General features: G+C 71.0%; 23 protein-coding genes. 10 read left to right on the forward strand and 13 right to left on the reverse strand.

From position 1 onward, the window contains the following. The first annotated feature begins 69 nt into the window (after window positions 1–69). Entirely contained in the window at window positions 70–813 is a 744-nt protein-coding gene (locus tag AB0H43_RS11990) for a GntR family transcriptional regulator (RefSeq protein ID WP_359999274.1), read from the forward strand. 9 nt (window positions 814–822) lie between these two features. Here the strand turns inward: AB0H43_RS11990 and AB0H43_RS11995 are convergent, their stop codons facing one another. Genes AB0H43_RS11995 through AB0H43_RS12005 form a run of 3 tightly spaced genes read right to left on the reverse strand, consistent with a single transcriptional unit; the run spans window position 823 to window position 3,502 of the window. Continuing rightward, window positions 823–1,482 carry a response regulator transcription factor gene (locus AB0H43_RS11995; RefSeq protein ID WP_359999275.1) on the reverse strand — a complete coding sequence of 220 codons (660 nt, stop codon included), beginning with the start codon at window positions 1,480–1,482 and terminating at the stop codon, window positions 823–825. Beyond that, a complete protein-coding gene (locus AB0H43_RS12000; RefSeq protein ID WP_359999276.1) occupies window positions 1,479–2,669 on the reverse strand; it encodes a histidine kinase in 1,191 nt (396 codons plus the stop codon). Before AB0H43_RS12000 ends, AB0H43_RS11995 begins: the two co-directional genes overlap by 4 nt. Then, window positions 2,666–3,502, reverse strand: a complete 837-nt coding sequence (locus AB0H43_RS12005) for a type II CAAX endopeptidase family protein (protein ID WP_359999337.1) — start codon at window positions 3,500–3,502, stop codon at window positions 2,666–2,668. Before AB0H43_RS12005 ends, AB0H43_RS12000 begins: the two co-directional genes overlap by 4 nt. Window positions 3,503–3,885: 383 nt before the next feature. On the opposite strand from AB0H43_RS12005, the gene AB0H43_RS12010 reads away from it, so the two are divergent. After that, window positions 3,886–4,824, forward strand: coding sequence for a hypothetical protein (locus AB0H43_RS12010; protein ID WP_359999277.1), 939 nt, complete (start codon window positions 3,886–3,888; stop codon window positions 4,822–4,824). 52 nt (window positions 4,825–4,876) lie between these two features. On the opposite strand, the gene AB0H43_RS12015 is transcribed toward AB0H43_RS12010, so the two are convergent. From AB0H43_RS12015 to AB0H43_RS12035, 5 genes are all read right to left on the reverse strand, one after another. Beyond that, window positions 4,877–5,764 carry a GNAT family N-acetyltransferase gene (locus tag AB0H43_RS12015; protein WP_359999278.1) on the reverse strand — a complete coding sequence of 296 codons (888 nt, stop codon included), beginning with the start codon at window positions 5,762–5,764 and terminating at the stop codon, window positions 4,877–4,879. A gap of 176 nt (window positions 5,765–5,940) precedes the next feature. Further along, complete coding sequence (locus AB0H43_RS12020) at window positions 5,941–6,606, reverse strand: SDR family NAD(P)-dependent oxidoreductase (protein ID WP_359999279.1); 666 nt, start codon at window positions 6,604–6,606, stop codon at window positions 5,941–5,943. A gap of 54 nt (window positions 6,607–6,660) precedes the next feature. Further along, complete coding sequence (locus AB0H43_RS12025; protein WP_359999280.1) at window positions 6,661–7,083, reverse strand: hypothetical protein; 423 nt, start codon at window positions 7,081–7,083, stop codon at window positions 6,661–6,663. Window positions 7,084–7,193: 110 nt separating this feature from the next. Then, entirely contained in the window at window positions 7,194–7,580 is a 387-nt protein-coding gene (locus AB0H43_RS12030) for a PH domain-containing protein (RefSeq protein ID WP_359999281.1), read from the reverse strand. A 73-nt stretch (window positions 7,581–7,653) separates the two neighbouring features. After that, on the reverse strand, window positions 7,654–8,307 hold the full coding sequence (locus AB0H43_RS12035) for a hypothetical protein (protein ID WP_359999282.1): 654 nt from the start codon (window positions 8,305–8,307) through the stop codon (window positions 7,654–7,656). A 263-nt stretch (window positions 8,308–8,570) separates the two neighbouring features. On the opposite strand from AB0H43_RS12035, the gene AB0H43_RS12040 reads away from it, so the two are divergent. Both AB0H43_RS12040 and AB0H43_RS12045 read left to right on the forward strand, forming a co-directional pair. Beyond that, entirely contained in the window at window positions 8,571–9,446 is an 876-nt protein-coding gene (locus AB0H43_RS12040) for a phosphotransferase (RefSeq protein WP_359999283.1), read from the forward strand. 79 nt (window positions 9,447–9,525) lie between these two features. Next, window positions 9,526–9,861: a cytoplasmic protein gene (locus tag AB0H43_RS12045; protein ID WP_359999284.1), complete on the forward strand. Its 336-nt coding sequence runs from the start codon at window positions 9,526–9,528 to the stop codon at window positions 9,859–9,861. On the opposite strand, the gene AB0H43_RS12050 is transcribed toward AB0H43_RS12045, so the two are convergent. From AB0H43_RS12050 to AB0H43_RS12070, 5 genes are all read right to left on the reverse strand, one after another. Beyond that, entirely contained in the window at window positions 9,858–10,685 is an 828-nt protein-coding gene (locus tag AB0H43_RS12050) for an alpha/beta hydrolase (RefSeq protein ID WP_359999285.1), read from the reverse strand. The two genes, AB0H43_RS12045 and AB0H43_RS12050, sit on opposite strands and share 4 nt — an antisense overlap. A gap of 8 nt (window positions 10,686–10,693) precedes the next feature. Beyond that, on the reverse strand, window positions 10,694–11,113 hold the full coding sequence (locus AB0H43_RS12055) for an organic hydroperoxide resistance protein (RefSeq protein WP_359999338.1): 420 nt from the start codon (window positions 11,111–11,113) through the stop codon (window positions 10,694–10,696). Window positions 11,114–11,216: 103 nt separating this feature from the next. After that, the gene (locus tag AB0H43_RS12060; RefSeq protein WP_359999339.1) at window positions 11,217–11,963 is read right to left on the reverse strand and encodes a succinate dehydrogenase/fumarate reductase iron-sulfur subunit; all 747 of its coding nucleotides are present in this window, start codon (window positions 11,961–11,963) and stop codon (window positions 11,217–11,219) included. Between the two features lie 8 nt (window positions 11,964–11,971). Then, entirely contained in the window at window positions 11,972–13,912 is a 1,941-nt protein-coding gene (locus AB0H43_RS12065; RefSeq protein ID WP_359999286.1) for a fumarate reductase/succinate dehydrogenase flavoprotein subunit, read from the reverse strand. A 3-nt stretch (window positions 13,913–13,915) separates the two neighbouring features. Continuing rightward, on the reverse strand, window positions 13,916–14,614 hold the full coding sequence (locus AB0H43_RS12070; RefSeq protein ID WP_359999287.1) for a succinate dehydrogenase cytochrome b subunit: 699 nt from the start codon (window positions 14,612–14,614) through the stop codon (window positions 13,916–13,918). Window positions 14,615–14,727: 113 nt separating this feature from the next. Here AB0H43_RS12070 and AB0H43_RS12075 point away from each other — a divergent pair, with 113 nt between their 5' ends. The 6 genes from AB0H43_RS12075 (at window position 14,728) to AB0H43_RS12100 (ending at window position 20,098) form a co-directional block, all read left to right on the forward strand. Next, window positions 14,728–15,663 (forward strand): LysR family transcriptional regulator, encoded by a 936-nt coding sequence (locus tag AB0H43_RS12075; protein ID WP_359999340.1) that lies wholly within the window; start codon window positions 14,728–14,730, stop codon window positions 15,661–15,663. 32 nt (window positions 15,664–15,695) lie between these two features. Then, the gene (locus AB0H43_RS12080; protein ID WP_359999288.1) at window positions 15,696–16,487 is read left to right on the forward strand and encodes a TIGR04222 domain-containing membrane protein; all 792 of its coding nucleotides are present in this window, start codon (window positions 15,696–15,698) and stop codon (window positions 16,485–16,487) included. After that, complete coding sequence (locus AB0H43_RS12085) at window positions 16,484–17,302, forward strand: DUF692 domain-containing protein (RefSeq protein ID WP_359999289.1); 819 nt, start codon at window positions 16,484–16,486, stop codon at window positions 17,300–17,302. Before AB0H43_RS12080 ends, AB0H43_RS12085 begins: the two co-directional genes overlap by 4 nt. Beyond that, complete coding sequence (locus AB0H43_RS12090; protein WP_359999290.1) at window positions 17,299–17,739, forward strand: hypothetical protein; 441 nt, start codon at window positions 17,299–17,301, stop codon at window positions 17,737–17,739. Before AB0H43_RS12085 ends, AB0H43_RS12090 begins: the two co-directional genes overlap by 4 nt. Before the next feature lie 38 nt (window positions 17,740–17,777). Then, a complete protein-coding gene (locus tag AB0H43_RS12095) occupies window positions 17,778–18,914 on the forward strand; it encodes a hypothetical protein (protein ID WP_359999291.1) in 1,137 nt (378 codons plus the stop codon). 185 nt (window positions 18,915–19,099) lie between these two features. Beyond that, on the forward strand, window positions 19,100–20,098 hold the full coding sequence (locus tag AB0H43_RS12100; protein WP_359999292.1) for a patatin-like phospholipase family protein: 999 nt from the start codon (window positions 19,100–19,102) through the stop codon (window positions 20,096–20,098). Window positions 20,099–20,164: the final 66 nt, after the last annotated feature.

A 20,164-nucleotide genomic window follows, 5' to 3' on the forward strand; every position in this document is an offset into this window, starting at 1 on the left:
ATCGGACGCCGGTTGTTGTTAGGACATCCAGACGTTCAGATGATCAATCTCTTGACGCATAATGACGGCGTGGACGGCCTCGCGCAACTCATCCGGATCGACCGGTCCAGCCCGGTCCCGCTCTATTACCAGGTCGCGCAGCGGATGCAGGAACTCATCGAGTCCGCACAGCTGCCGCCGGGATCCCGGCTGGACAACGAGATCACCCTCGCCGACCAGCTCGGCCTGTCCCGGCCGACCATGCGGCAGGCGATCGGCCACCTCGTCGACAAGGGACTGCTCGTCCGCAAACGCGGTGTCGGCACCCAGGTCGCCCAGCGCCGCGTCAGCCGGCAGGTCGAACTCACCAGCCTCTACGACGACCTCGACCGCGCCCGCCGCCGGCCGCGTACCGAAGTCCTCGCGTTCGAGGTGATCACCGCCCCGGCCGCCGCCGCAGCCGCCCTGCACCTGCCGGCCGGAGCCGACGTGCTCCACGTCGAACGACTCCGGTACGCCGAAGACGAACCCCTCGCCGTCCTGCGCAACTACCTGCCCGCCGGGCTCGCCGACATCAGCCGCGACGCCCTCGCCGACCGCGGCCTCTACCAAGTCCTGCGCGACAGCGGCATCCAGATGCGCATCGCGGATCAGACCATCGGCGCCCGCAAAGCCAGCACCGCCGAGGCCAGGCTGCTCGGCGAAGTCCGCGGCGCTCCCCTGCTCACCATGTCGCGGACGGCATACGACCCGGCCGGGCACGCCGTCGAGTACGGCGACCACGTGTACCGGGCCTCGCACTACTCGTTCGAACTCACCCTGCTCTCCCGCTGACCCGTCTGATCAGGTCACCAGCCCCCGGCGGTACGCGTAGATCACCGCTTGGACGCGGTCCCGCAGGTCGAGTTTGGTGAGGATGCGTGAGACGTAGGTCTTGACCGTCTCCTGGCTGATCACCAGCGCCGCGGCGATCTCGCCGTTGGACAGGCCGTCGGCGATCAAACGCAGCACCTCCAGCTCGCGCGGCGTCAGCGGGCCGTCGTCGGGAACGTTCTCGGCGGGACGGATTCGCGCCGCGTACCGGCCGACCAGTTGCCGGGTCACCTCGGGCGCCAGCAACGCCGCCCCGCTCGCGACCGTCCGGATGCCGGTCAGCAACTGTCCCGGCGGGGCGTCCTTGAGCAGGAAGCCACTCGCCCCCGCCCGCAGCGCCGCGTAGACGTATTCGTCCAGGTTGAACGTCGTCACCACGAGCACCTTCACGGGGTGCGCCACGCCGATGCCGGCCAGTTGGCGGGTCGCCTCGATGCCGTCGAGCACCGGCATCCGGACGTCCATCACCACGACATCGGGGTGCAACCGCCGGGCCAGGTCGACCGCGGCACGCCCGTCACCGCAGTCGCCCACCACCTCCAGATCCGGCTGGGCGTCGATGATGGTTGTCAGGCCGGTCCGGATCAGTATCTGGTCGTCACAGACGAGCACCCGGATCGGAGCGCTCACGACGCGCCTCCGGCGGGAATCCGGGCGCGGACGACGAAACCGCCACCGGCCCGCTGCCCCGCGCTGAACTCCCCGCCGAGCACACCGACGCGTTCACGCAGCCCGGCGAGGCCACGGCCGCTCCCACCCGGAGACGAGGTGACCGTCTCCCGGCCGTCTGTGCTGACCTCCACGATGATCTCCTGGGGTGCGTGGTGCACACGGACCGCCGTACGGCTGCCGTGGGCGTACTTGAGGGCGTTGGTCAGGGCCTCCTGCACAACGCGGTAGGTCGCGACTTCGGCGCTGCCGGCTGTCTGCTGTGGACTGCCTTCCTCGACGAACTCCACCGGCTGGCCCGCGCGGCGAGTCTGCTCCACGAGGTCGCGCAGTTCGCCGATGACGACCGGCCCGAGCGCGCCTAGGCCGGGCAACCCGGCTGCCATGGCCGGCTCCGCGTCGTGGTCGGGGTTGAGCAGGTCGAGCAGGTGCCGCAGATCGGTGATGGCCCGGCGGCCGGTGCCGCTGACCGCAGCCAGGGTCTGATCAAGGCGTTCCGGTGCGGCAGTCAGGTACCTCGCCGCTTCCGCCTGCACGACCATCGCGGTCACATGATGGGTCACGACGTCGTGCAGTTCCCGGGCGATGCGGGTCCGTTCGGCCGCTCGGGTGGCCTCGGCGAGGTGGCGGCGGCTTTCGGCCTCAGCCGCCCGGGACAGGCGCAGCCACGCCCCGATCCCCCAGGCGATGGCCAGCGCCAGGTAGAACGTGGTGAAGCCGGACACGCCCTCGCCCGAACCACGCCGGTCCAGTTCCACCGCCAGCAACGCGTACGCCACCGTGCCCACGACCACCGTTTCGCGCCAACGACGTCCCAAGTGCAACGCGGTGCTCAACAGGGCGATGGGAAGCGCGGTGCCCGCCACGGTGTGGAAGCGGAGGAGTTGATCGGCGGCGAAGCCGAGCGACACCAACGCGAGAGACAGTCCCGGCCAGCGGCGGCGCAGGGCAAGCGGAAGGCTTTCGAGAGCGATCACGACGACGGCCAACGCGCTGAACGGCCGATCGGGGAGGTTGCCCATCTGCGTGCCGTTGCTGTGCAGAGCCGGGATGACCGAGCCTACGGCGAGCGCCAACGCCAACGGGAGATCCCGGACCGTGACAGGCCACCGCCGCCATCGGTCCAGGATCCGCTGGTGGTCGATCACCGGGAAAGAGTAGCGGTCGCCGCCACCCCGGCGGCACGCCGCCGGAACGGCACCAGGTGACCGCGGCGTCGGGCCAGCACCAGGAACGCTCCCGTCATCACGAGCCCGGCGACCAGTGCGAAGAGGCTCGCCTCCGGACCGAACTCGCCACCACTGATCGCGGTCGGGCCAGACAGTACGCCGTGCAGCAGCCCGTCCGGCGCGCCCTGACCGGAGACGCCCGTTCCGAAGATCCCGCCCTCGGCGAAGTTCCAGGCGAAATGCAGCCCGATCGGCACCCACAGGGTACGGGTGGCTGCGTAGGCCGCGCCGAGCATGCCGCCCGCCTCGACCGCGATGGCAAGCGTGCTCCACAAACTGGCGTGGGGGTTGAACATGTGCGCCATGCCGAACAGCAGAGCGGTGAGGACCAGCGCCGGCCAGGTGCCGATGCGCTCCTCGACGAACCGGAACAGCACACCGCGGAACATCAGCTCCTCGGTCACAGCGGCAGCGGCGGTGAACCCCGCCAACGCGATCGCACCGCCGACGGAGCCCCAGCCGTCGACCCGGTAGCCGCCAGACAACGCGATCGCCGCGATGACAGCCGCGAACATCGCGAAGCCGAAAAGCGCGCCCCGGCCGAACGCGGCGAGTGCGCCGTTCCGCCCCACCTCGGCCGGCTCACGGCGTTCGGTCCGGCGCACCACCCAGGCGTACGCCACCAGCGCGAGCACCGCAGTGGCCACGCCGAGCACCAACGTGAGCGGCACGTTCCACTGCACGGCGCCGACCGCGCCACTACCCGCGATCGCGACCACCGCAACGGCCACGAGCTGCGCCAACAGTCGCAAAAACAGTCGCATGACGAACCTTCCCCCAGATCCCGCGGCCGGAGCGCCGCGGCTACCCCGAACGCTATGGATTCGCAGGCCCGGAATCGTCACCGCGCAGCGGACAGTTGCCGGTAGCTCTCCCGGGGGACAAGCCACCCGGCCGGCCGATCCGCTACGCGCCGCTCGTCGGCAGCGACGGGATGTCTCCTGGCACCGCCCGAAGCCGACCTCGCCCGGCCTCGACGGCTGGGCGAGGTGGCGCTGCTCGCCCACGCTCGCCGCGCCGACCCGGACGACGCCTCGCGAGATCGAGGCATTGACCGCCTTTCCGTCGGGCAATAGCCTGCTGCCGATGACCTTGGGCGACGGAGCCCGGGCGTCCACGTTCTGGGGAGGACGACATGCGTCTCGGTAGACGGTTGGCGATAGTGGTCGGACTGGTGCTCGGAGTGCTGACCCTGGTGGGGCAGCCGGCCAACGCCGCCTACTACAACACGTACACGACCATCGCCGGCTTGCCGAACACGAGCTGCTGCACCGGCGTACAGGGGTTCGCCGCCGGATCCACCTATCTGTACTCGGTGAAGAACCACACCAACTACGACGACCTCGCCGTCATCTACCGGGTCAACAAGTCCACCGGTGACCGGGTGCTGATGACCAACGGCACCAACGGCGGCACCACCAACACCTGGCTCGGCCACGCGAACGACATGACGATCGTCGACATCGACAGCCAGCACCACCTCTTCGTCGTCACCATGGAGTCAACCGGCGCGCAGCTGGTGAAGCTGCGCTACGACGGGACCACCTACTACTACGCCGGGTCGTTCCAGATCCGTCTCAACGGTGCGGTGGCGGCGCCGTCCGGGGTCAGCCGCGTCTCCCAGGACAGCACGACGATCAGGTTCATGTTCAAGAGCGGCCGGACCGTCTACAACGGCAGCATTCCGCTGCGCGCCAACACCGGGACCATCGACTTGACCAAGGCATTCGACCTGCAGGTCGAGGGCGCCCTCGTCAACGGCGCCCCGGTCTCGGACATCACGACCTTCCTCAATCAGGGATTCTTCTACGACGCGACGAAGAAGGTCCTCTACTACCCGCTGACGAAGGAGAACCGCAGCATCGTGCTCGTCTACCGGAACATCTCGCCGACGACGACGGGCACCGCGCCCGCGGCCAGCGATCTTTCGTTCCGGATCACGTCCTCGGCGTACACGACGTTCGAGATCGAGGGCGTGGGGCTCAGCGGCGGCATCCTGTACTTCAACACGAACCGGTCGAACGCCGACGGTTCCGCCGACGGGGTTCACTCGTTCAACGCCTACGTCGCCTAGTGCATTCGGACTCGCTGCGGCTCGGTGGTCGAGCCGCAGCGGGTCCGTCCGATCAGCGGACGATGACGAGGTTGGCCATGTCGACGACCGCGCGGTAGCCCAGCGCCGCGTAGATCTTGTTCGAGGTCGGGTTCGCCTGGTCGGTGAACAGGCACGCGCGGGCGCCGTCGGCGACGATGCGGCGGGACACCTCCGCGACGGCCGCGCTGGCCCAGCCGCGTCCGCGCTGCTCCGGCGGAGTGTAGACCGGGCCGACCCGGGCCACGCCGTACGACGGCGGGTTCGCTCCGGTCAGATGCACGGGTACGCCGTCCTCGTCGACCCAGAACCAGATGTTCTTCGTGACCAGGTTCTGCAGCGTCTCCTCCCGGTCGGGCACCTGGTGGAAGCTGGTGCCCCGGGCGCGACCGGCTTGCTCGTCGGCGTCCGCGCCGAAGGCTTCGTACCAGGCTTGGACGAGGTCGACGTCGGCTTCGGTCGCACGGCGTAGTTCGCCGGGGACGGGCGTCGGGGGGATCAGGTCGCCGAGTTCGTGGAGCCGGGTGTGCTGGCCGACTTCGACCGTGCCGCCCTGGTGGCGTACGAGTTCGGCGGCGCACAGCTGGACGGCGGGCAGTGCTCCGTTGATCGCCGTGATGTCTTCCCCACGTTCCTGCAGCGCTCGGCCGAGGGCGACAGCGGCTTCATCCGGCATGGGCAGCAGGAACGGCGGATAGGGCTCGAAGGGAGCCGTACGCATTCCAGCGCCGACCACCGCGCCGGACTCGTCGCGCACGACGAGCCACCAGTTACGTTCCGGCTGTTCCTTGCCCTGGGCGAGCTGCGCCGCCGTACGCTCGGCGAGCGTGGCCACGACGGTGCTCACCACCGGATTCGCCGCGAGATGGTCACCGGCGGCGGCGAGGAACTCGACAGGATCGGTCAGGAACTCCAGCTGCATCCGCACACGCTACCGAGCGTGCAACGCCGACCGCAGCCCATTTGCCGCCGGTCGGTGGAACGCCGTATACCTCACCGATCGGCGGTGAGGTGCGTGACGTTCCACCGAGGCCAGAGCAGGTGGCGGCCATAACGCTGCCCCGCCGGCTCGGCAGCGTCGACCGGTGCCCCGGCGCGTCAGGCGAAGCCGTAGACCGGAATGATCGCCCCGTTGATCGGCCAGGCCTCCTCCGAACACAGGAACGCGATCACCTTCGCCACATCCTCGACCGGGACGGCCTTGGCCATGGCACCGTCCGGGATCACCGCCCGGTTCGCCGGGGTGTCCAGCAACGCCGGCATCACCGCGTTCACCCGCACGCGCGAAGACTTGAGCTGCTCGGCGACCAGACTCGTCAGGCGTACCACCGCGCTCTTGGACAAGGAGTAGGCGACTGGATCGAGCCCGGTGACCGCGGAGCGCGACCCGACGTTGACGATCGAGCCGCCGTGCTTCGCGAGCCGGGGCGCGGCCGCCTGGCTGGACCACAGCGCGGTCGCGACATTGATCTCCGTCGCCGCCGCCAGGTCCTCCTCCGTGACGTCGGCCAGCGCGCCGGGAAAATAGCCGCCCGCGATGTTGACCAGCGACCGAGTGTCCCCGAGTTCGTCGATGCGACCCCACGCCTCGTGCACCGCCCGGCGATCGGTCAGGTCGACCTGCAACGCGTGTACGCCATCCGGCGTCTGCTGCGGCTTGGCCCGGTCCAGCGCCACCACGTCCTTCGTACGCCGCGCGAACTCGGCCACGACAGCCCGCCCCAACGCGCCCTGCGCACCCGTCACGACAACCAGATCAGCCATCCGCCCATTGTCGCCTACGCCCAGTGCCCGCGTCAGGGCTGTCGGCGACGCCGATCAGGGCTCCTCGTCGAGCAGGCCCAACATCGAACGGCCCGCCGCTTCGTGCGCTCCACCGGCCGGAGGTCTGGCGGCGGATGACTCGCCGGACCCGTTCGCGTCCCCCGCCGTCACGACGCTCACCGACGGCGACGAGGCGCCCGACGAGAGGGCTGAAGCGCCGACCGGGACCGCTGCCGCGGTCGGCACGAGCGGGCGCGGCATCGACAGCCGCACCACCTCCCGGGCGTGCACCGCCGTCGGGCAGGGCGACGGCCGCCCACACCGCCCGCACGGCTCAGCCGCCCCGGCGGGCACATGCGCCTTCGCCAACGCCAGCGCAGTCGTCGCCACGATGCTCATACGCAGGAACAACGGTCCGTCCTGCGGCTGCTCGGGGGAAATCTCGCCCGATCCGGGCCGGTCCTGCCGGTGCTCCACACCCGCCTCCTTCGGTCGGCATCGCCGCTGGAACTAACCGCTGGGAGGGGCCGTAGGACTTGCGTACCGTGCAAATTCCATCTTGCGTGTGTCCGTGGCAGGACTGGCGGTCAGCTTCTCGGGCAGATGTAGAACAAGATCACGTTGTGGACGTGCTGGCCCTTGTTCACGCCACGGAAGTCCATCTCGTAGGTGTGCGTGCCGACGTTGATGGCGATGGACGAGCTCGAATAGAACGAGCCGGCCCACGACTTGTTGCTGACGACGCTGACGCTGGTGATCCGCGAGTACGGGATGCTCGTCAGCGCGACTTTCTTGCCGACGAAGGACTTGTCCTGGATGATCACCCGCCGGTCGGTGAGTCCGAGGAAGCCCGTGCCGACCCCCGTCGCGTCGTAGACGGCGAGGATCTTCTCGCCCTCCATCAGACCACTTTGGATCTGGCGTAGCTGATCCTCCCGGTCGAACGGCACTGAGGCGGTTTGCTGCTGGGCCATGGCTCGAACCTCCTTGAGTCGATCAAGCCCAGGGTAGGGCCACCGGCCAAATCAGCCGTCCACGTCGGTCGGTTCAGAAGCAGTGCCACGAGCCGCCGCCGGAGTCGGACACCGTGGACCCGTCGGGCAGCGTCACTGTGATGCTCCATGAATAGTTGCCGAACACGGATACTCCGCCACCGCCTCCGCCGTAGAACGAGGCGTCGCCGGTGAACGACGTGGTCCCGCTGCCTGCGTACGAGATGCTGCGCAGGGAGTCGGCCTGGCCTGCGCTGCCCCGGGGATTCGTGCCGTACGGCGCTCCGGAGAGCGTGGCGTACACGTCGATCGTGACGGTGCCGCCGCTGCAGCTCGACGAGGAGGAGCCGGCCAGCGACGCGGTGCGATAGTCCGGTGGCGCGGCTTTCGTCGTGGCCGGTGCGGCCGTCGTCCGCCGAGCCGACGGCTTGCCCGAGGGAACGGAACGCCGCGTGGTCGGGCTCGCCGCCGGGGACGTCGGCAAGGCGCTCGAACCCGTCGCCGAAGGCGCCACCGGGGATGCGATCACCGACGGGGACACCACCGGCGTGACCGGCTGATCGGCTTGCGGCGGCGAATCCCGTGGCCACAGTGCCACGATCGCGACCGTGACGATCAGAAGTCCGAGCGCGATCACCGTCAGGCGTCGCGACTCCGGACGCCGACGATCCTCGACCGGAGGCGACAGCGGCTGCTCCCGCTCCCCCATCGGCTCCGGTGTGTCGGGCCGAGGCAGGAGAGCCCCGCACCCCGGCTCTAGACAATATGGACTCTCGTCGTCGGCGGCGGCGCCGCACGCCGGACACTCCAGGCTCACGCGCAGCAGTATCCATCATGGACCGTCCCACCACCGGGACATCGTTGATCATGGAGTTTCCCGCCCCGACACACCGGTGACACCACAGTTAACTCCATGATCAACGGGGAGAGTGGGGGCGGGAGGCGTTGGGGGCTGAGCGGTAGCATCCGGCCGTGGTCTACGCCGAGATCCCCTACACGGCCGCCGTTCGAGAGGCGGTGGGCGCGGCTTTCGGCGTACCCGACGAGCCGGCGGTGAGGCTGCACGGCGGCGAGGAGTCCGCGGCCTATCGGGTCGCGGATCTCGTGGTCCGGCTCGGGCCGTCGTGGCGCTCCGACGCCGAGATGGCCTGGTTCGCGCGGCTCGCGGCGCACGCGAGCGCCGCGGTGCCCGAGGTGATCGCGCCGCTGCCGGCTCGGTCGGGCGATTATGTGATACGCGCAGCGCAGCGACCGGTGACCGTGTGGCCGTTCGCCGCGGGGACCTGGCCCGGCAAGTATGACGCCGGGGTGCGACAGCAGGCGGCCGAGCTGCTCGTGCGGGTGCATGCGGCGTTGGCCGACGCGCCGGGGCCGGTCGAGCCGGTCACCGCGATGCCGCAGGGGCTGGGCGAGGATCTGGCCGATCCGTGGCTGGACGCGTGGCTCGCCGAACGGGCGCAGGGCAAGGTGCAGCCGCTGCACGGTGACTTCTATCGGGGGAACACGCTGGCCGTCGGCGGCCGGATCACGGCCCTGCTGGACTGGGACGACGCGGTCGTCGGCCCGGTCGAGCGGGAGGCGGCCGAGGGGGCGTGGGAGTGGGGCGGGTGCCTGGACACCGGCGTCGTTGACGGCGCCCAGGAATTCCTGGCGGCCTATGCCGCGGCCGGCGGGCCGATCGTCGACGACCTGACCTTCCGGCAGTACGCCCGGGCGCGGATGCGGGGCGAGATCCTGCTCGCCCGTACGCGCTGGAACGAGCTGGACGCGGACGACCGCTCCTACCACGAACGGCAGGTCGCGGCGTATCACGCCCTCAAATCTCAGCCTACCCCGGGCGGTCGCTGATCGCCGCCGACCGCTCGTCGACGGTGCTTCGTGGTACCGTCGTCTCATGGGACTGGAGTCCCATGAAGGAGGGGCAGGCATGGACGACCCGACCGTCACCGATCCCGGCCTCTACCGGGTGGTGTTCGAGAACGACCGCGTACGCGTCCTGGAGTATCGGGACGAGCCCGGTGCGCAGACCCATCCGCACGACCATCCCGACAGCGTCATGATCACGCTGAGCTCGTTCCGCCGTCGCGTGTCGCTCGGCGACGAGGAGCGGGAGCTCGAGCTGCCGGCCGGGCAGGCGCGCTGGCTCGGCGCGCAGCGGCACTCCGGGCACAACACCGGCGACAGCCCGACGCACGTCTTCTTCGTGGAACTGAAGGAACCGGCCCAGAACTCTTCTGGCACAACGGTTCTGGGTCCCGTTTAAGCGGACCTCGCGAGCCACTCCAGAGCTTCTTCGGCGTGGCGCAGCACCGAGACGTGCCCCTCGTCGGCCCAATGCCGGTATTGAGCACCGGGGATGTGCCCGGCGAGCCAGGCGCTGTGCGTACTGGGGACCATCCGGTCGCGGTCGCCGTGCATCAGCAGCACGGGGACGGTGATGCTGGCCGGGTCGAATCCCCAGGCTCCGGCGTTGGCCAGGTCGTCGTCGATCTGGGCGGCCGGCCCGGCGGCGATGGCGGGCCCGACGACCTTGCCGAACCAGCCCCACTCCCCTTCCAGCGCCGCCCAGTCGACGTCGGCGAACCCGATGTCGGTCTCCCCCTCGGCCGCCAGGTGACTCGCCAGGGCGGTACGGCCGGCGGCCGACGCGCGCAGGGTGGCCTCCGAGCCGGAGGCCATGCCGGCGAACCAGTCGAGGCTTTCGGCGCTGATCGGGGCGAGCCCGGAGACGCTGACCGCCGCGAAGACCCGCTCGGGCAGCAGCGCGGCACAGGCCAGCGCGTGCGGTCCGCCACCGGAGTGGCCGAAGACGGCGAACCGGCCGAGCCCGAGGTGGTCGGCGACCGCCGCGGTGTAGCGGGCGGCGGAGGCGAAGTCCCGGCCGGGTGCGGGCGTGGAACCGCCGTAGCCGGGGCGGTCGTAGGAGACCCAGCGCAGCCCGAGGCGTTCGGCCGCGGCGAACAGCGGTTCCGGCGGCGCGCCGAGGTTGGGGGTGCCGTGGTGCCAGACGACCGGCACCCCGTCCCCACCCGTGTCGTACGCGTGCAGCCGCCCGCCGGTCACGGGCACGTCGAATTCGATCACCACACGGGCTATTACACCGTGGTGATCAGCTCCACGTCCACGTTGCCCCGGGTGGCGTTGGAGTACGGGCAGGTCTGGTGCGCCTGGGCGACGAGGTTCCGGGCGGCCGCCTCGTCGAGGCCGGGCAGGTGGACGGCGAGGGCGACGGTCAGGCCGTAGCCGCCGGTGTCGAGCTTGCCGAGGCCGACGCGGGCGGTCACCGAGGTCTCGGGCAGCTGGACCTTGCCCAGTCGCGCGACGGTCTTCAGCGCGCTGTGGAAGCAGGCGGCGTATCCGGCGGCGAACAGCTGCTCGGGGTTGGTCGCGCCACCGGCGCCGCCGAGTTCCTTCGGCACGGCCAGGGTCAGGTCGAGCTGCCCGTCGTCGGTACGCGCCCGGCCGTTGCGGCCTTCCCCGGTCGCGACGGCTTCGGCGGTGTAGAGCGTGGTCATCATGGTGTCAGCGTACCCAATTTGATTGTGTGCAACCATATGGTGAAGGCAACACGAAAAGCGCCCCGGCACCGGGCCGGGGCGCTTGGCGTACAAGCTGGGCTCAGGACTTCGCGCGGACGGCGTGGAGGAAGTCCTTGTTGAGCCGCGAGATGGTGGACAGCGGGATGCCCTTGGGGCAGACCGCGGTGCACTCGCCGCTGTTCGTGCAGCCGCCGAAGCCCTCCTCGTCGTGCGCGTGCACCATGTTCAGCACGCGCGAGTCGCGCTCCGGCTGGCCCTGCGGCATCAGCCCGAGGTGGGTGATCTTCGCCGCGGTGAACAGCATGCCCGAGCCGTTCGGGCAGGCCGCCACGCACGCGCCGCAGCCGATGCAGGTGGCCGCCTCGAACGCGGCGTCGGCGTCCGGCTTGGGCACCGGGACCGCGTGCGCCTCGGGCGCGGACCCGGTCGGCGCGGTGATGTAGCCGCCGGCCTGAATGATCCGGTCGAACGCCGTCCGGTCCACCACCAGGTCCTTGATGACCGGGAAGGCCCGGGCCCGCCACGGTTCCACGTCGATGGTGTCGCCGTCGGAGAACGTGCGCATGTGCAGCTGGCAGGTGGTGGTGGCCTTCTGCGGGCCGTGCGGGGTGCCGTTGATGACCAGCGAGCACGCGCCGCAGATGCCCTCGCGGCAGTCGTGATCGAAGGCGATCGGCTCCTCGCCGCCCAGGATCAGCTTCTCGTTGAGAACGTCGAGCAGCTCCAGGAACGACATGTCCGGCGACACGTCGTCCACCTCGTAGGTGACCATCCGGCCGGCGTCGTCCGGCCCGGTCTGGCGCCAGACGCGCAACTTCAGGCGCATGGTGTCGCTCACTTGTAGCTCCGGGTGCTCGGGTGGACGTATTCGAAGACCAGGTCTTCCTTGTGCAGGACCGGCTGGGCGTCCTCGCCGCCCCACTCCCACGCCGCGACGTAGGAGAAGTGCTCGTCGTCGCGCTTGGCCTCGCCGTCGGCGTCCTGGCTCTCGGCCCGGAAGTGGCCGCCGCAGGACTCGGTGCGGTGCAGCGCATCGATGCACATCAGCTCGGCCAGCTCGAAGAAGTCGGCGACCCGGCCGGCCTTCTCCAGGGACTGGTTGAGGCCTTCGCCGTCGCCCGGCACGCGTACGCGCTGCCAGAACTCGGCCTTGAGGTCCCGGATGAGCGAGATCGCCTTGCGCAGCCCCTCGTCGGTGCGCTCCATCCCGCAGTACTCCCACATGATGCGGCCGAGTTCGCGGTGGAACGAGTCGACGGTACGGTCGCCGTTGATCGCGAGCAGCCGCGTGATGCGGTCCTCGACCTGCCGGCGAGCCGCCGCGACCTGTTCGTTGTCGGCGGTCAGCTGCTCGAACGGACCGGCGGCCAGGTAGTCGCCGATCGTGTTGGGCAGCACGAAGTAGCCGTCGGCCAGGCCCTGCATGAGGGCCGACGCGCCGAGCCGGTTGGCGCCGTGGTCGGAGAAGTTCGCCTCGCCGATCACGAACAGGCCCGGGATGGTCGACTGCAGGTCGTAGTCGACCCACAGGCCGCCCATCGTGTAGTGCACCGCCGGGTAGATCCGCATCGGGACCTCGTACGGGTCCTCACCGGTGATCCGCTGGTACATCTCGAACAGGTTGCCGTACTTGGCCTCGACCGCCGCGCGGCCCAGCCGCTGGATCGCGTCGGCGAAGTCGAGGTAGACGCCCAGGCCGCCCGGCCCGACGCCGCGGCCCTCGTCGCAGACGTTCTTCGCCGCGCGCGAGGCGATGTCGCGCGGGACGAGGTTGCCGAACGCCGGGTAGATCCGCTCGAGGTAGTAGTCGCGCTCGTCCTCTGGGATCGCGCCCGGCGCCCGCTGGTCGCCCTTGGCCTTGGGCACCCAGACCCGGCCGTCGTTGCGCAGCGACTCCGACATCAGGGTCAGCTTCGACTGGTGGTCGCCGGAGACCGGGATGCAGGTCGGGTGGATCTGCGTGTAGCACGGGTTCGCGAACAGCGCGCCCTTGCGGTGCGCCCGCCAGGACGCGGTCACGTTGCAGCCCTTGGCGTTCGTCGACAGGTAGAACACGTTGCCGTAGCCGCCGGAGGCCAGCACGACCGCGTCGGCGAACTCGGTCGTGATCTCGCCGGTCACCAGGTCACGCACGACGATGCCGCGCGCCCGCCCGTCCACGGCGATCAGCTCGAGCATCTCGTGGCGCGCGTTCATCTCCACGTTGCCCGCGGCGACCTGCCGCTCCAGCGCCTGGTACGCGCCCAGCAGCAGCTGCTGCCCTGTCTGCCCCCGGGCGTAGAAGGTACGCGACACCTGCGCCCCGCCGAACGACCGCGTGTCGAGCAGCCCGCCGTACTCGCGGGCGAACGGCACGCCCTGGGCGACGCACTGGTCGATGATCTCGACGGAGATCTCGGCCAGCCGGCGTACGTTGGACTCCCGGGACCGGAAGTCGCCGCCCTTGACCGTGTCGTAGAACAGCCGGTGGATCGAGTCGCCGTCGCCGCGGTAGTTCTTCGCCGCGTTGATGCCACCCTGGGCCGCGATCGAGTGCGCCCGGCGCGGCGAGTCCTGGTAGCAGTAGCTCTTGACGTGGTAGCCCAGCTCGGCGAGGGTCGCCGCGGCCGAGCCACCGGCCAGCCCGGTGCCGACCACGATGACGGTCAGCTTCCGCTTGTTCGCCGGGTTGACCAGCTTGGCCCCGAACCGGCGGCGCTCCCAGCGGGTCTCGATGGGACCGTCCGGCGCCTTGGCGTCGGCGATGGGGTCACCGTCTACGTAGAACTCGGTCATTGCTCAGCCCACCAATCCGAAGGTCACAGCGAGCGGGACGATCAGGAAGCCGGCACTCAGGCCGACCGAGACCACCAGGGCGGCGGCCTTGAGGACGCGCTGGCGCTTGGCGTTGCTGACGCCGAGGGTCTGCAACGCCGACCACAGGCCGTGGCGGAGGTGGAACCCGATCATCACCAGGGCCACGACGTAGAAGATGGTCACCCACCAGCGCTCGGGGGCGAAGTCCTGCACGACCGCGTCGTACGCCTTGCTCCGGTCGCCGACCGGGTTCACGGTGCGGGTGGTCAGGTCGAGGATGTGCCAGATGATGAAGGCGAGGACGATGACGCCGCCCCAGCGCATCGTCCGGGCGGCGTAGCTGCCCTGCACCGGCGGGCGGTGGGCGTACTTGACCGGGCGGGCCTGCTTGGCCCGGATCGTCAGCACCGTCGCCGACCAGATGTGCGCCACCACCGCCAGCAGCAGCACCGCCCGCTGGATCCAGAGGAAGCCCTCGTACGGCACGACCGGCGTGAGGATCGTGCGCAGCCAGTGCGCGTAGTGGTCGAACGCCTCGGCGCCGACGAAGATCTTCAGGTTGCCGATCATGTGCACGACGAGGAAGGCGACCAGCAGCGCGCCGGTCGATGCCATGATCGCCTTGAGCGCCACCGAGCTGCGCCGGCGGACCGGCCGGACCGGAGCGCGCTTGGTGCTCACGGCCCCGGAACTCACACTGCGGGGAGGAGAAGCTACTGCCACGCCCCGACGCTAGGAACGAGCTGAACCCCGCGTCCAATGCATGCGTGCCCGTTTTCCGATAGCCGTAAACTATCGTCGTGCAGCTCCAACAGCTCCGGTACTTCGTCGCGGTCGCCGAAACCCGGCATTTCACCCAGGCGGCCGAGCAGGTCGGTGTGACCCAACCCTCACTGAGTAAGCAGATTCACGCCCTGGAAACCGACCTCGGCGCCGAACTGTTCACGCGTACGCGGGGAGCCATCGCGCTGACCCCCGCCGGTGAGGCCCTGCTGCCGCTGGCGCGCCGGATCATCGCCGACGCCGACACCGCCCGCGTCGAGGTCCAGGAGCTGGTCGGGCTCCGCCGGGGACGCCTGCGCCTGGGTGCCACCCCCAGCCTCTGCGTCAGCCTCGTCGCCCCCATTCTGCGCCGCTACGCCGACGCCTATCCCCGCGTACGCCTGCAGGTGGAGGAGAGCGGCTCCCAGGATCTCGTTCGGCACCTCGTCCAGGGCAGCCTCGACATGGCGATCATCGTGCTGCCGGACGCCGGCACCGACCCGTCGCTGCGTACCGAGCCGATCCTGCGCGAGAGCCTGGTCGTGGTCTCCTCGCTGACCATGCCCCCGCCCACGGAGAAGCCGCCGCTGCGCATCACCGAACTGCGCGACCAGCCGCTGGTCATGTTCCGCACCGGCTACGACCTCCGCGACGCCACCGTCGCGGCCTGCGAACGGGCCGGGTTCACCCCGTCGTTCGCCGTCGAGGGCGGCGAACTCGACGCCGTCCTCGGCTTCGTCGAGGCCGGACTCGGCGTGGCGCTGGTGCCGTCCATGGCGGTGGCCGGGCGCGACCGGCTCCGCATCACCACCCTGGCCAAGCCCGGCGTGCAACGAACCGTCGCCCTGGCCCACCGCCGCGACGTCACACCGACCCACGCCGCCCGGGCGCTGCGCGACACGCTGCTGGCGTACCTGACCGAAGCGTCGGCGTGGAGCACCCTCCCGCCGGGCGTCGACCCGCTCTGAACGCGGTTGCGCCCAGTACGCACACTGTCGGCATGCGCGCGCCGTTTCTGCTCGTCCTCCTGATCCCGTTCGTGCTCGCCGGTCTCATCATCCTCATCGCGCTCGTCCAGGTGGCCCGCCGCCGTAACGCCGTCTACACCGGCCCGCGGCCCAGCCCGGAGGAGGTCGCCTACCTCGCGGGCGGCCGGCCCCGGGCGGTCCAGTCGGCGCTGGCCTCGCTCTGGGTCGCCGGGCAGGTCCACCTCCGCCCGATGCACCAGATCCCCGGCGCCACCTCCCTGCAACGGGCGGTCGCCGCCGAACTGGCCCGGCGGCGCAAAGGGCGGGCCATCGTCGCGAGCCCGGCCGTCGGCAGCGCGCTCGACGAAATCCGGCACTCGCTCCAGCTCAAAGGCGTGCTGAGCGCCTCCAACCGGCGTACGCCCACCGGCAACGCGCTGCTGCGCCAGCACCGTCAGGAGTACGCCTACCTCGCACCCGCCCAGAATCCCGCCTGGCTGACGTACGGACCGGCCGCGGCCGGGCTCGGCGTCGGCCTCTACGGCACCGCCGCGTTCACCGCCGTCAGTCCCGAACTGCTCGGCTTCTTCCCGCTGCGGACCGCCGCCGCGACCAGCAGCACCGCCGGGGGCAGCACCTACAGCTGCGGCGGCTCCACAGCGTCCTGCGGCAGCCCGCCGGACACGGGCGGCTCCTCCGACAGCGGAGGCACCTGCGGCAGCGGAAGCTCGTGCGGCAGCAGCGGATCGAGCTGTGGCGGCGGAAGCTCCTGCGGCGGCGGGTCCAGCTGCGGCGGGGGCGGCGGCTGCGGTGGTGGTTCGTGACCTCCCCACTGGCCGGCGTCGGCATCGGCTGGCGGCCGGAGATCTCCGGCTACGTCACCGGCCTGGCCGCCCTGTCCTTCGCGGAGGTCATCGCGGAATCCGTGCCGCATCACGGTCCCCTGCCGGACGGGCTCGCCCGCCTTCGTGACCGCGGCGTGCCAGTCGTCCCGCACGGCGTCAAGCTGTCCCTCGGCGGGGCCGAACCCGTCGAACCGCACCGCGTCGAGCACTTCGCCGCGGTCGCCCGGCTCACCGAGGCTCCCCTGGTCAGCGAGCACATCGCATTCGTACGGGCGGGCGGGCACGAGGCCGGTCACCTGCTGCCCGTCCCGCGTACGCGGGAAGCCGTGGACGCGATCACCGCCAACGCCGCCGTCGTGCAGTCCACACTGGACGTGCCGTTGGCGCTGGAACCGATCGCCACCCTCGTCGACTGGCCCGACGACGAGCTGACCGAGGCCCAGTTCCTCACCGAGATCCTCGACCGGACCGGTGCGCTGCTGCTGCTCGACGTCGCCAATGTGTACGCCAACGCCGTCAACCGGGGCGAGGACGCGTACGCCCTGCTCGACGCGCTGCCGTGGGAGCGGGTCGCCTACTGCCACGTCGCCGGGGGCGCCGAGATCGACGGGCTCTACCAGGACACGCACACTGATCGCGTACCCGATGACGTGCTGCGGCTGCTCGCTCACCTGGCCGGGCGGCTGCCCGCGGTGATGCTGGAACGCGACGGCCGGTATCCCCCGGCGGCCGAGCTGTCGGCGGAGCTGGACGCCATCGCCGACGCCGCGGGCCTGGACCGGGTGACGGCGTGAGCCTCGCCGACCGGCAGGCCGCGCTGGTCGCCGCGCTCGTGGCCGGCGGCGCTCCCCCGCCGGACTTCGACGCCACGCGGGTCGACGCCGTCCGCGAACAGCTGCTGCGCAAACGCGCCGGGGAGGTCGCCCGGGCCTGGCCCGCGGTGGCCGCCTCGCTCGGCCCGTCCTGGTACGCCGCCTTCCGCGCCTGGGCCGACGGGCGACCGCCCCAGGGATCGCTTCGGGACGGGTGGGACTTCGCCCGCTCGCAGTCCACACTGGATCCGTCGGCCGCCGCTGAGCTGCGTCTTCGCGACATTCACTGGTCCTACGACGGCCGTACGCCACCGCGGCGGCGATCGCGCCCCGCCCGCCTCGCCCGCACGCTGACCATGCGCTTCGGGAAACGATCAGGACGCCAGGGACACGACACACCGGCCGAGCACGACCGTTAGTTCATGATCGGGCGAACGGAGCGCCTAAGGTGAACCCCGTGACCGCCGCCGCCGAACCCGAGACCGAGACCCGGCCCTGCCTGCACTGCGGCAAACCGGTGCCGCAGCGCGCCGGAGCCGGACGACCGTTTCGCTACTGCCGCGACAACGACGGCGAGTGCCAGCGAGCCGCCCGCAACGTCCGGATGCGTCACCGCACCTCGCCCGGGCTGGCCGGTCAGGTCGCCAAGGCGTACGAGGTCGTCGATCGGCTCGACCAGGTCGTGGAGACGCTGACCGAGGCGCTGCACGCCGAACTCTCCCCCGCCGGGGTGGAGCGGCAGCTCGCCGAAGTGCGGGCGCAGGCCGCCGCCGACGTCGCGGCCGCCCGCAGCGAGGTCACCGCGTCGGACGCGCACGCCGCGCAGGTCCAGGCCGCGATGCGCCGCCTGGAAGAGGAGACCGCGGCCACCCTTCAGCGAGTACGCGAAGAAGCAGCGGCCACATTGGAGGCCGCGAACGCGGCCGTCGCGGCGGCCGAGGCGACCGCGACCGCCGCCCGCGAGGAGGCGGCGACCGCCGTCGAACAGGCGCACGCCGAGGCTCAGGCCGTCCAAGAGCAGGCCGCAGCCGACATCGCCGCCGCGGTCGCCGCGAAGGAGCAGGCCGACGCCCGGGCTGCCGACGCCGCCGGACAGGCCGACGCCGCCCGCGCCGAACGCGACCGCATCGCCAAGGAGGCCGACAACGCCGTCGCCGCCGCCGGGGCGCTGCGCGACGAGGCGTACCAGCAACGAGACCAGGCACGGACCGCGCTCGCCGAAACCCAGAGCGCCCTGGCCACGGCCGAAGGCGAGCAGCGCCGCCTGACCGCCGACCTGGACCGGGCCACGGCCCGGCTGTCGGCCCTCGACACCCAGGTGACCGGCCTGACCGCAGACCTCGCCGCCGCCATCGCAGACCTGAGCACCGCGACCCGGGAACGGGACGCCGCGCGGCGGGACGCCGACGAGGCCCAGCGCGCCGCCGACACGGCCCGCCGCGACCTGGAGATCGCCCACCGCGACCTCGACGCCGCCCGCCGGGACGCGCAGGCCGCCCAGGCGCAGGCGGCGCAGCTCGCCGAACAGGTCAGCCAGCTCATCGCCGCAGTCGCCCGGCTCGGCGCGCCCGCTCCGGCACCCGCCGCCTCCTGAGGCGATTGCGCGGGTATCCTTCTCCCGAGTACGCCAGCCGCGCTCGCGCAGCGCCCAGTCCAAGGAGGTGAGTCCGATCTTCGTTCACAGTCGGGTGCTCACCCCCGTACGCCGGAGCCGCTAGCGCCGCACCGTCGACGGTCGCCGGGCACCCGCATCTCGGATGCCCGGAAAGGGACCACGACATGTCACAAGCGCACGAATCAACCTCCGTACGCCCGCAGCCGGCTCAGGTCCTAGCCCTGGTTCTCGGTGCGGGCGGAGCCGCCGGGCAGGCCTGGCAGATCGGTGTCATCGCCGGCCTGGCCGAAGCCGGTCTCGATCTCACCCGAGCCGCCGACCTGGTGATCGGCACCTCGTCCGGGTCCACCACCGCCGCGTGGGTTCGCAGCGGCACCACGCTGGCCGACCTGCTGGACTCTGTGCTGTCCCAGCCGGTTCGACCGGCCGGGCAGCACCGTGAACAGCCGCCGTCGTCACTGTCCCAACCGGTTCGACCCGCCGGGCAGCAGGGCGAACGGCCGTCGTCGTCGATGACGGCGCTGTTCGACCGGATGAGGGCCATCGGCGCCGCCGCCACCTCCGCCGCCGATCTCCAGCGGGCGATGGGCGCGTTCGGGCTCGAGAGCGACGCCGCCTTCGGGCCCGACGTGGTGGAGCAGCGACGGGCGATGATCGCCGCGCGGATGCCCCGGCCCGAGTGGCCGGACCGGCCGATGATCGTGGTCGCCCTCAACGCGCACACCGGAGAGCTGGCCCCGTTCGACAAAGATTCCGGCGTCGAGCTGGTGGACGCGCTCACCGCGGCCGTCGCCCTGCCCGGTGGTGCTCCCACGCACGAGGTCAACGGCGTCCGCTACATCAACGGCGGCGTACGCTCCCCCGACAACGCCGACCTCGCCGCGGGCTACGCCAAAGTCCTTGTGCTTTCGCCGTTCAGCGAGCGCAGCGGGCCACTGCCGGAGGGCCAGTTCGAAGGCCTGCGCCGCTTCCCCGGCGCCGACCTGCCCAGCCAGGTCGAAGCCCTCCGCGAGCAGGGCAGCCAGGTCCAGGTGATCACCCCGGACGCCGACTCCCGTGCCGCCATGGGCGTCAACCAGATGGATCCGGCGACCCGCGCCCCGTCCGCGCGCGCCGGATTCGCCCAAGGCCACCGGGAAGCGGCTCGCGTGACGTTCCGCTGACCGTGATAGCGCTGGATCAGGGTTCGCGGTCGAATCTTGGGGCAAGATTCGACCCAGAACCCTGAT

The sequence above is a fragment of the Hamadaea sp. NPDC050747 genome, assembly GCF_040654195.1.
Taxonomy (GTDB): Bacteria; Actinomycetota; Actinomycetes; order Mycobacteriales; family Micromonosporaceae; genus Hamadaea.

Bases quoted from the DNA above. Each gene is read 5' to 3' on its own strand.
- AB0H43_RS12010 (WP_359999277.1), top strand. From the start codon at position 3,886: ATGCGTCTCGGTAGACGGTTGGCGATAGTGGTCGGACTGGTGCTCGGA.
- AB0H43_RS12015 (WP_359999278.1), bottom strand. From the start codon at position 5,764: ATGCAGCTGGAGTTCCTGACCGATCCTGTCGAGTTCCTCGCCGCCGCC.
- AB0H43_RS12020 (WP_359999279.1), bottom strand. From the start codon at position 6,606: ATGGCTGATCTGGTTGTCGTGACGGGTGCGCAGGGCGCGTTGGGGCGG.
- AB0H43_RS12030 (WP_359999281.1), bottom strand. From the start codon at position 7,580: ATGGCCCAGCAGCAAACCGCCTCAGTGCCGTTCGACCGGGAGGATCAG.
- AB0H43_RS12035 (WP_359999282.1), bottom strand. From the start codon at position 8,307: ATGGGGGAGCGGGAGCAGCCGCTGTCGCCTCCGGTCGAGGATCGTCGG.
- AB0H43_RS12045 (WP_359999284.1), top strand. From the start codon at position 9,526: ATGGACGACCCGACCGTCACCGATCCCGGCCTCTACCGGGTGGTGTTC.
- AB0H43_RS12055 (WP_359999338.1), bottom strand. From the start codon at position 11,113: ATGACCACGCTCTACACCGCCGAAGCCGTCGCGACCGGGGAAGGCCGC.
- AB0H43_RS12060 (WP_359999339.1), bottom strand. From the start codon at position 11,963: ATGCGCCTGAAGTTGCGCGTCTGGCGCCAGACCGGGCCGGACGACGCC.
- AB0H43_RS12065 (WP_359999286.1), bottom strand. From the start codon at position 13,912: ATGACCGAGTTCTACGTAGACGGTGACCCCATCGCCGACGCCAAGGCG.
- AB0H43_RS12080 (WP_359999288.1), top strand. From the start codon at position 15,696: ATGCGCGCGCCGTTTCTGCTCGTCCTCCTGATCCCGTTCGTGCTCGCC.
- AB0H43_RS12100 (WP_359999292.1), top strand. From the start codon at position 19,100: ATGTCACAAGCGCACGAATCAACCTCCGTACGCCCGCAGCCGGCTCAG.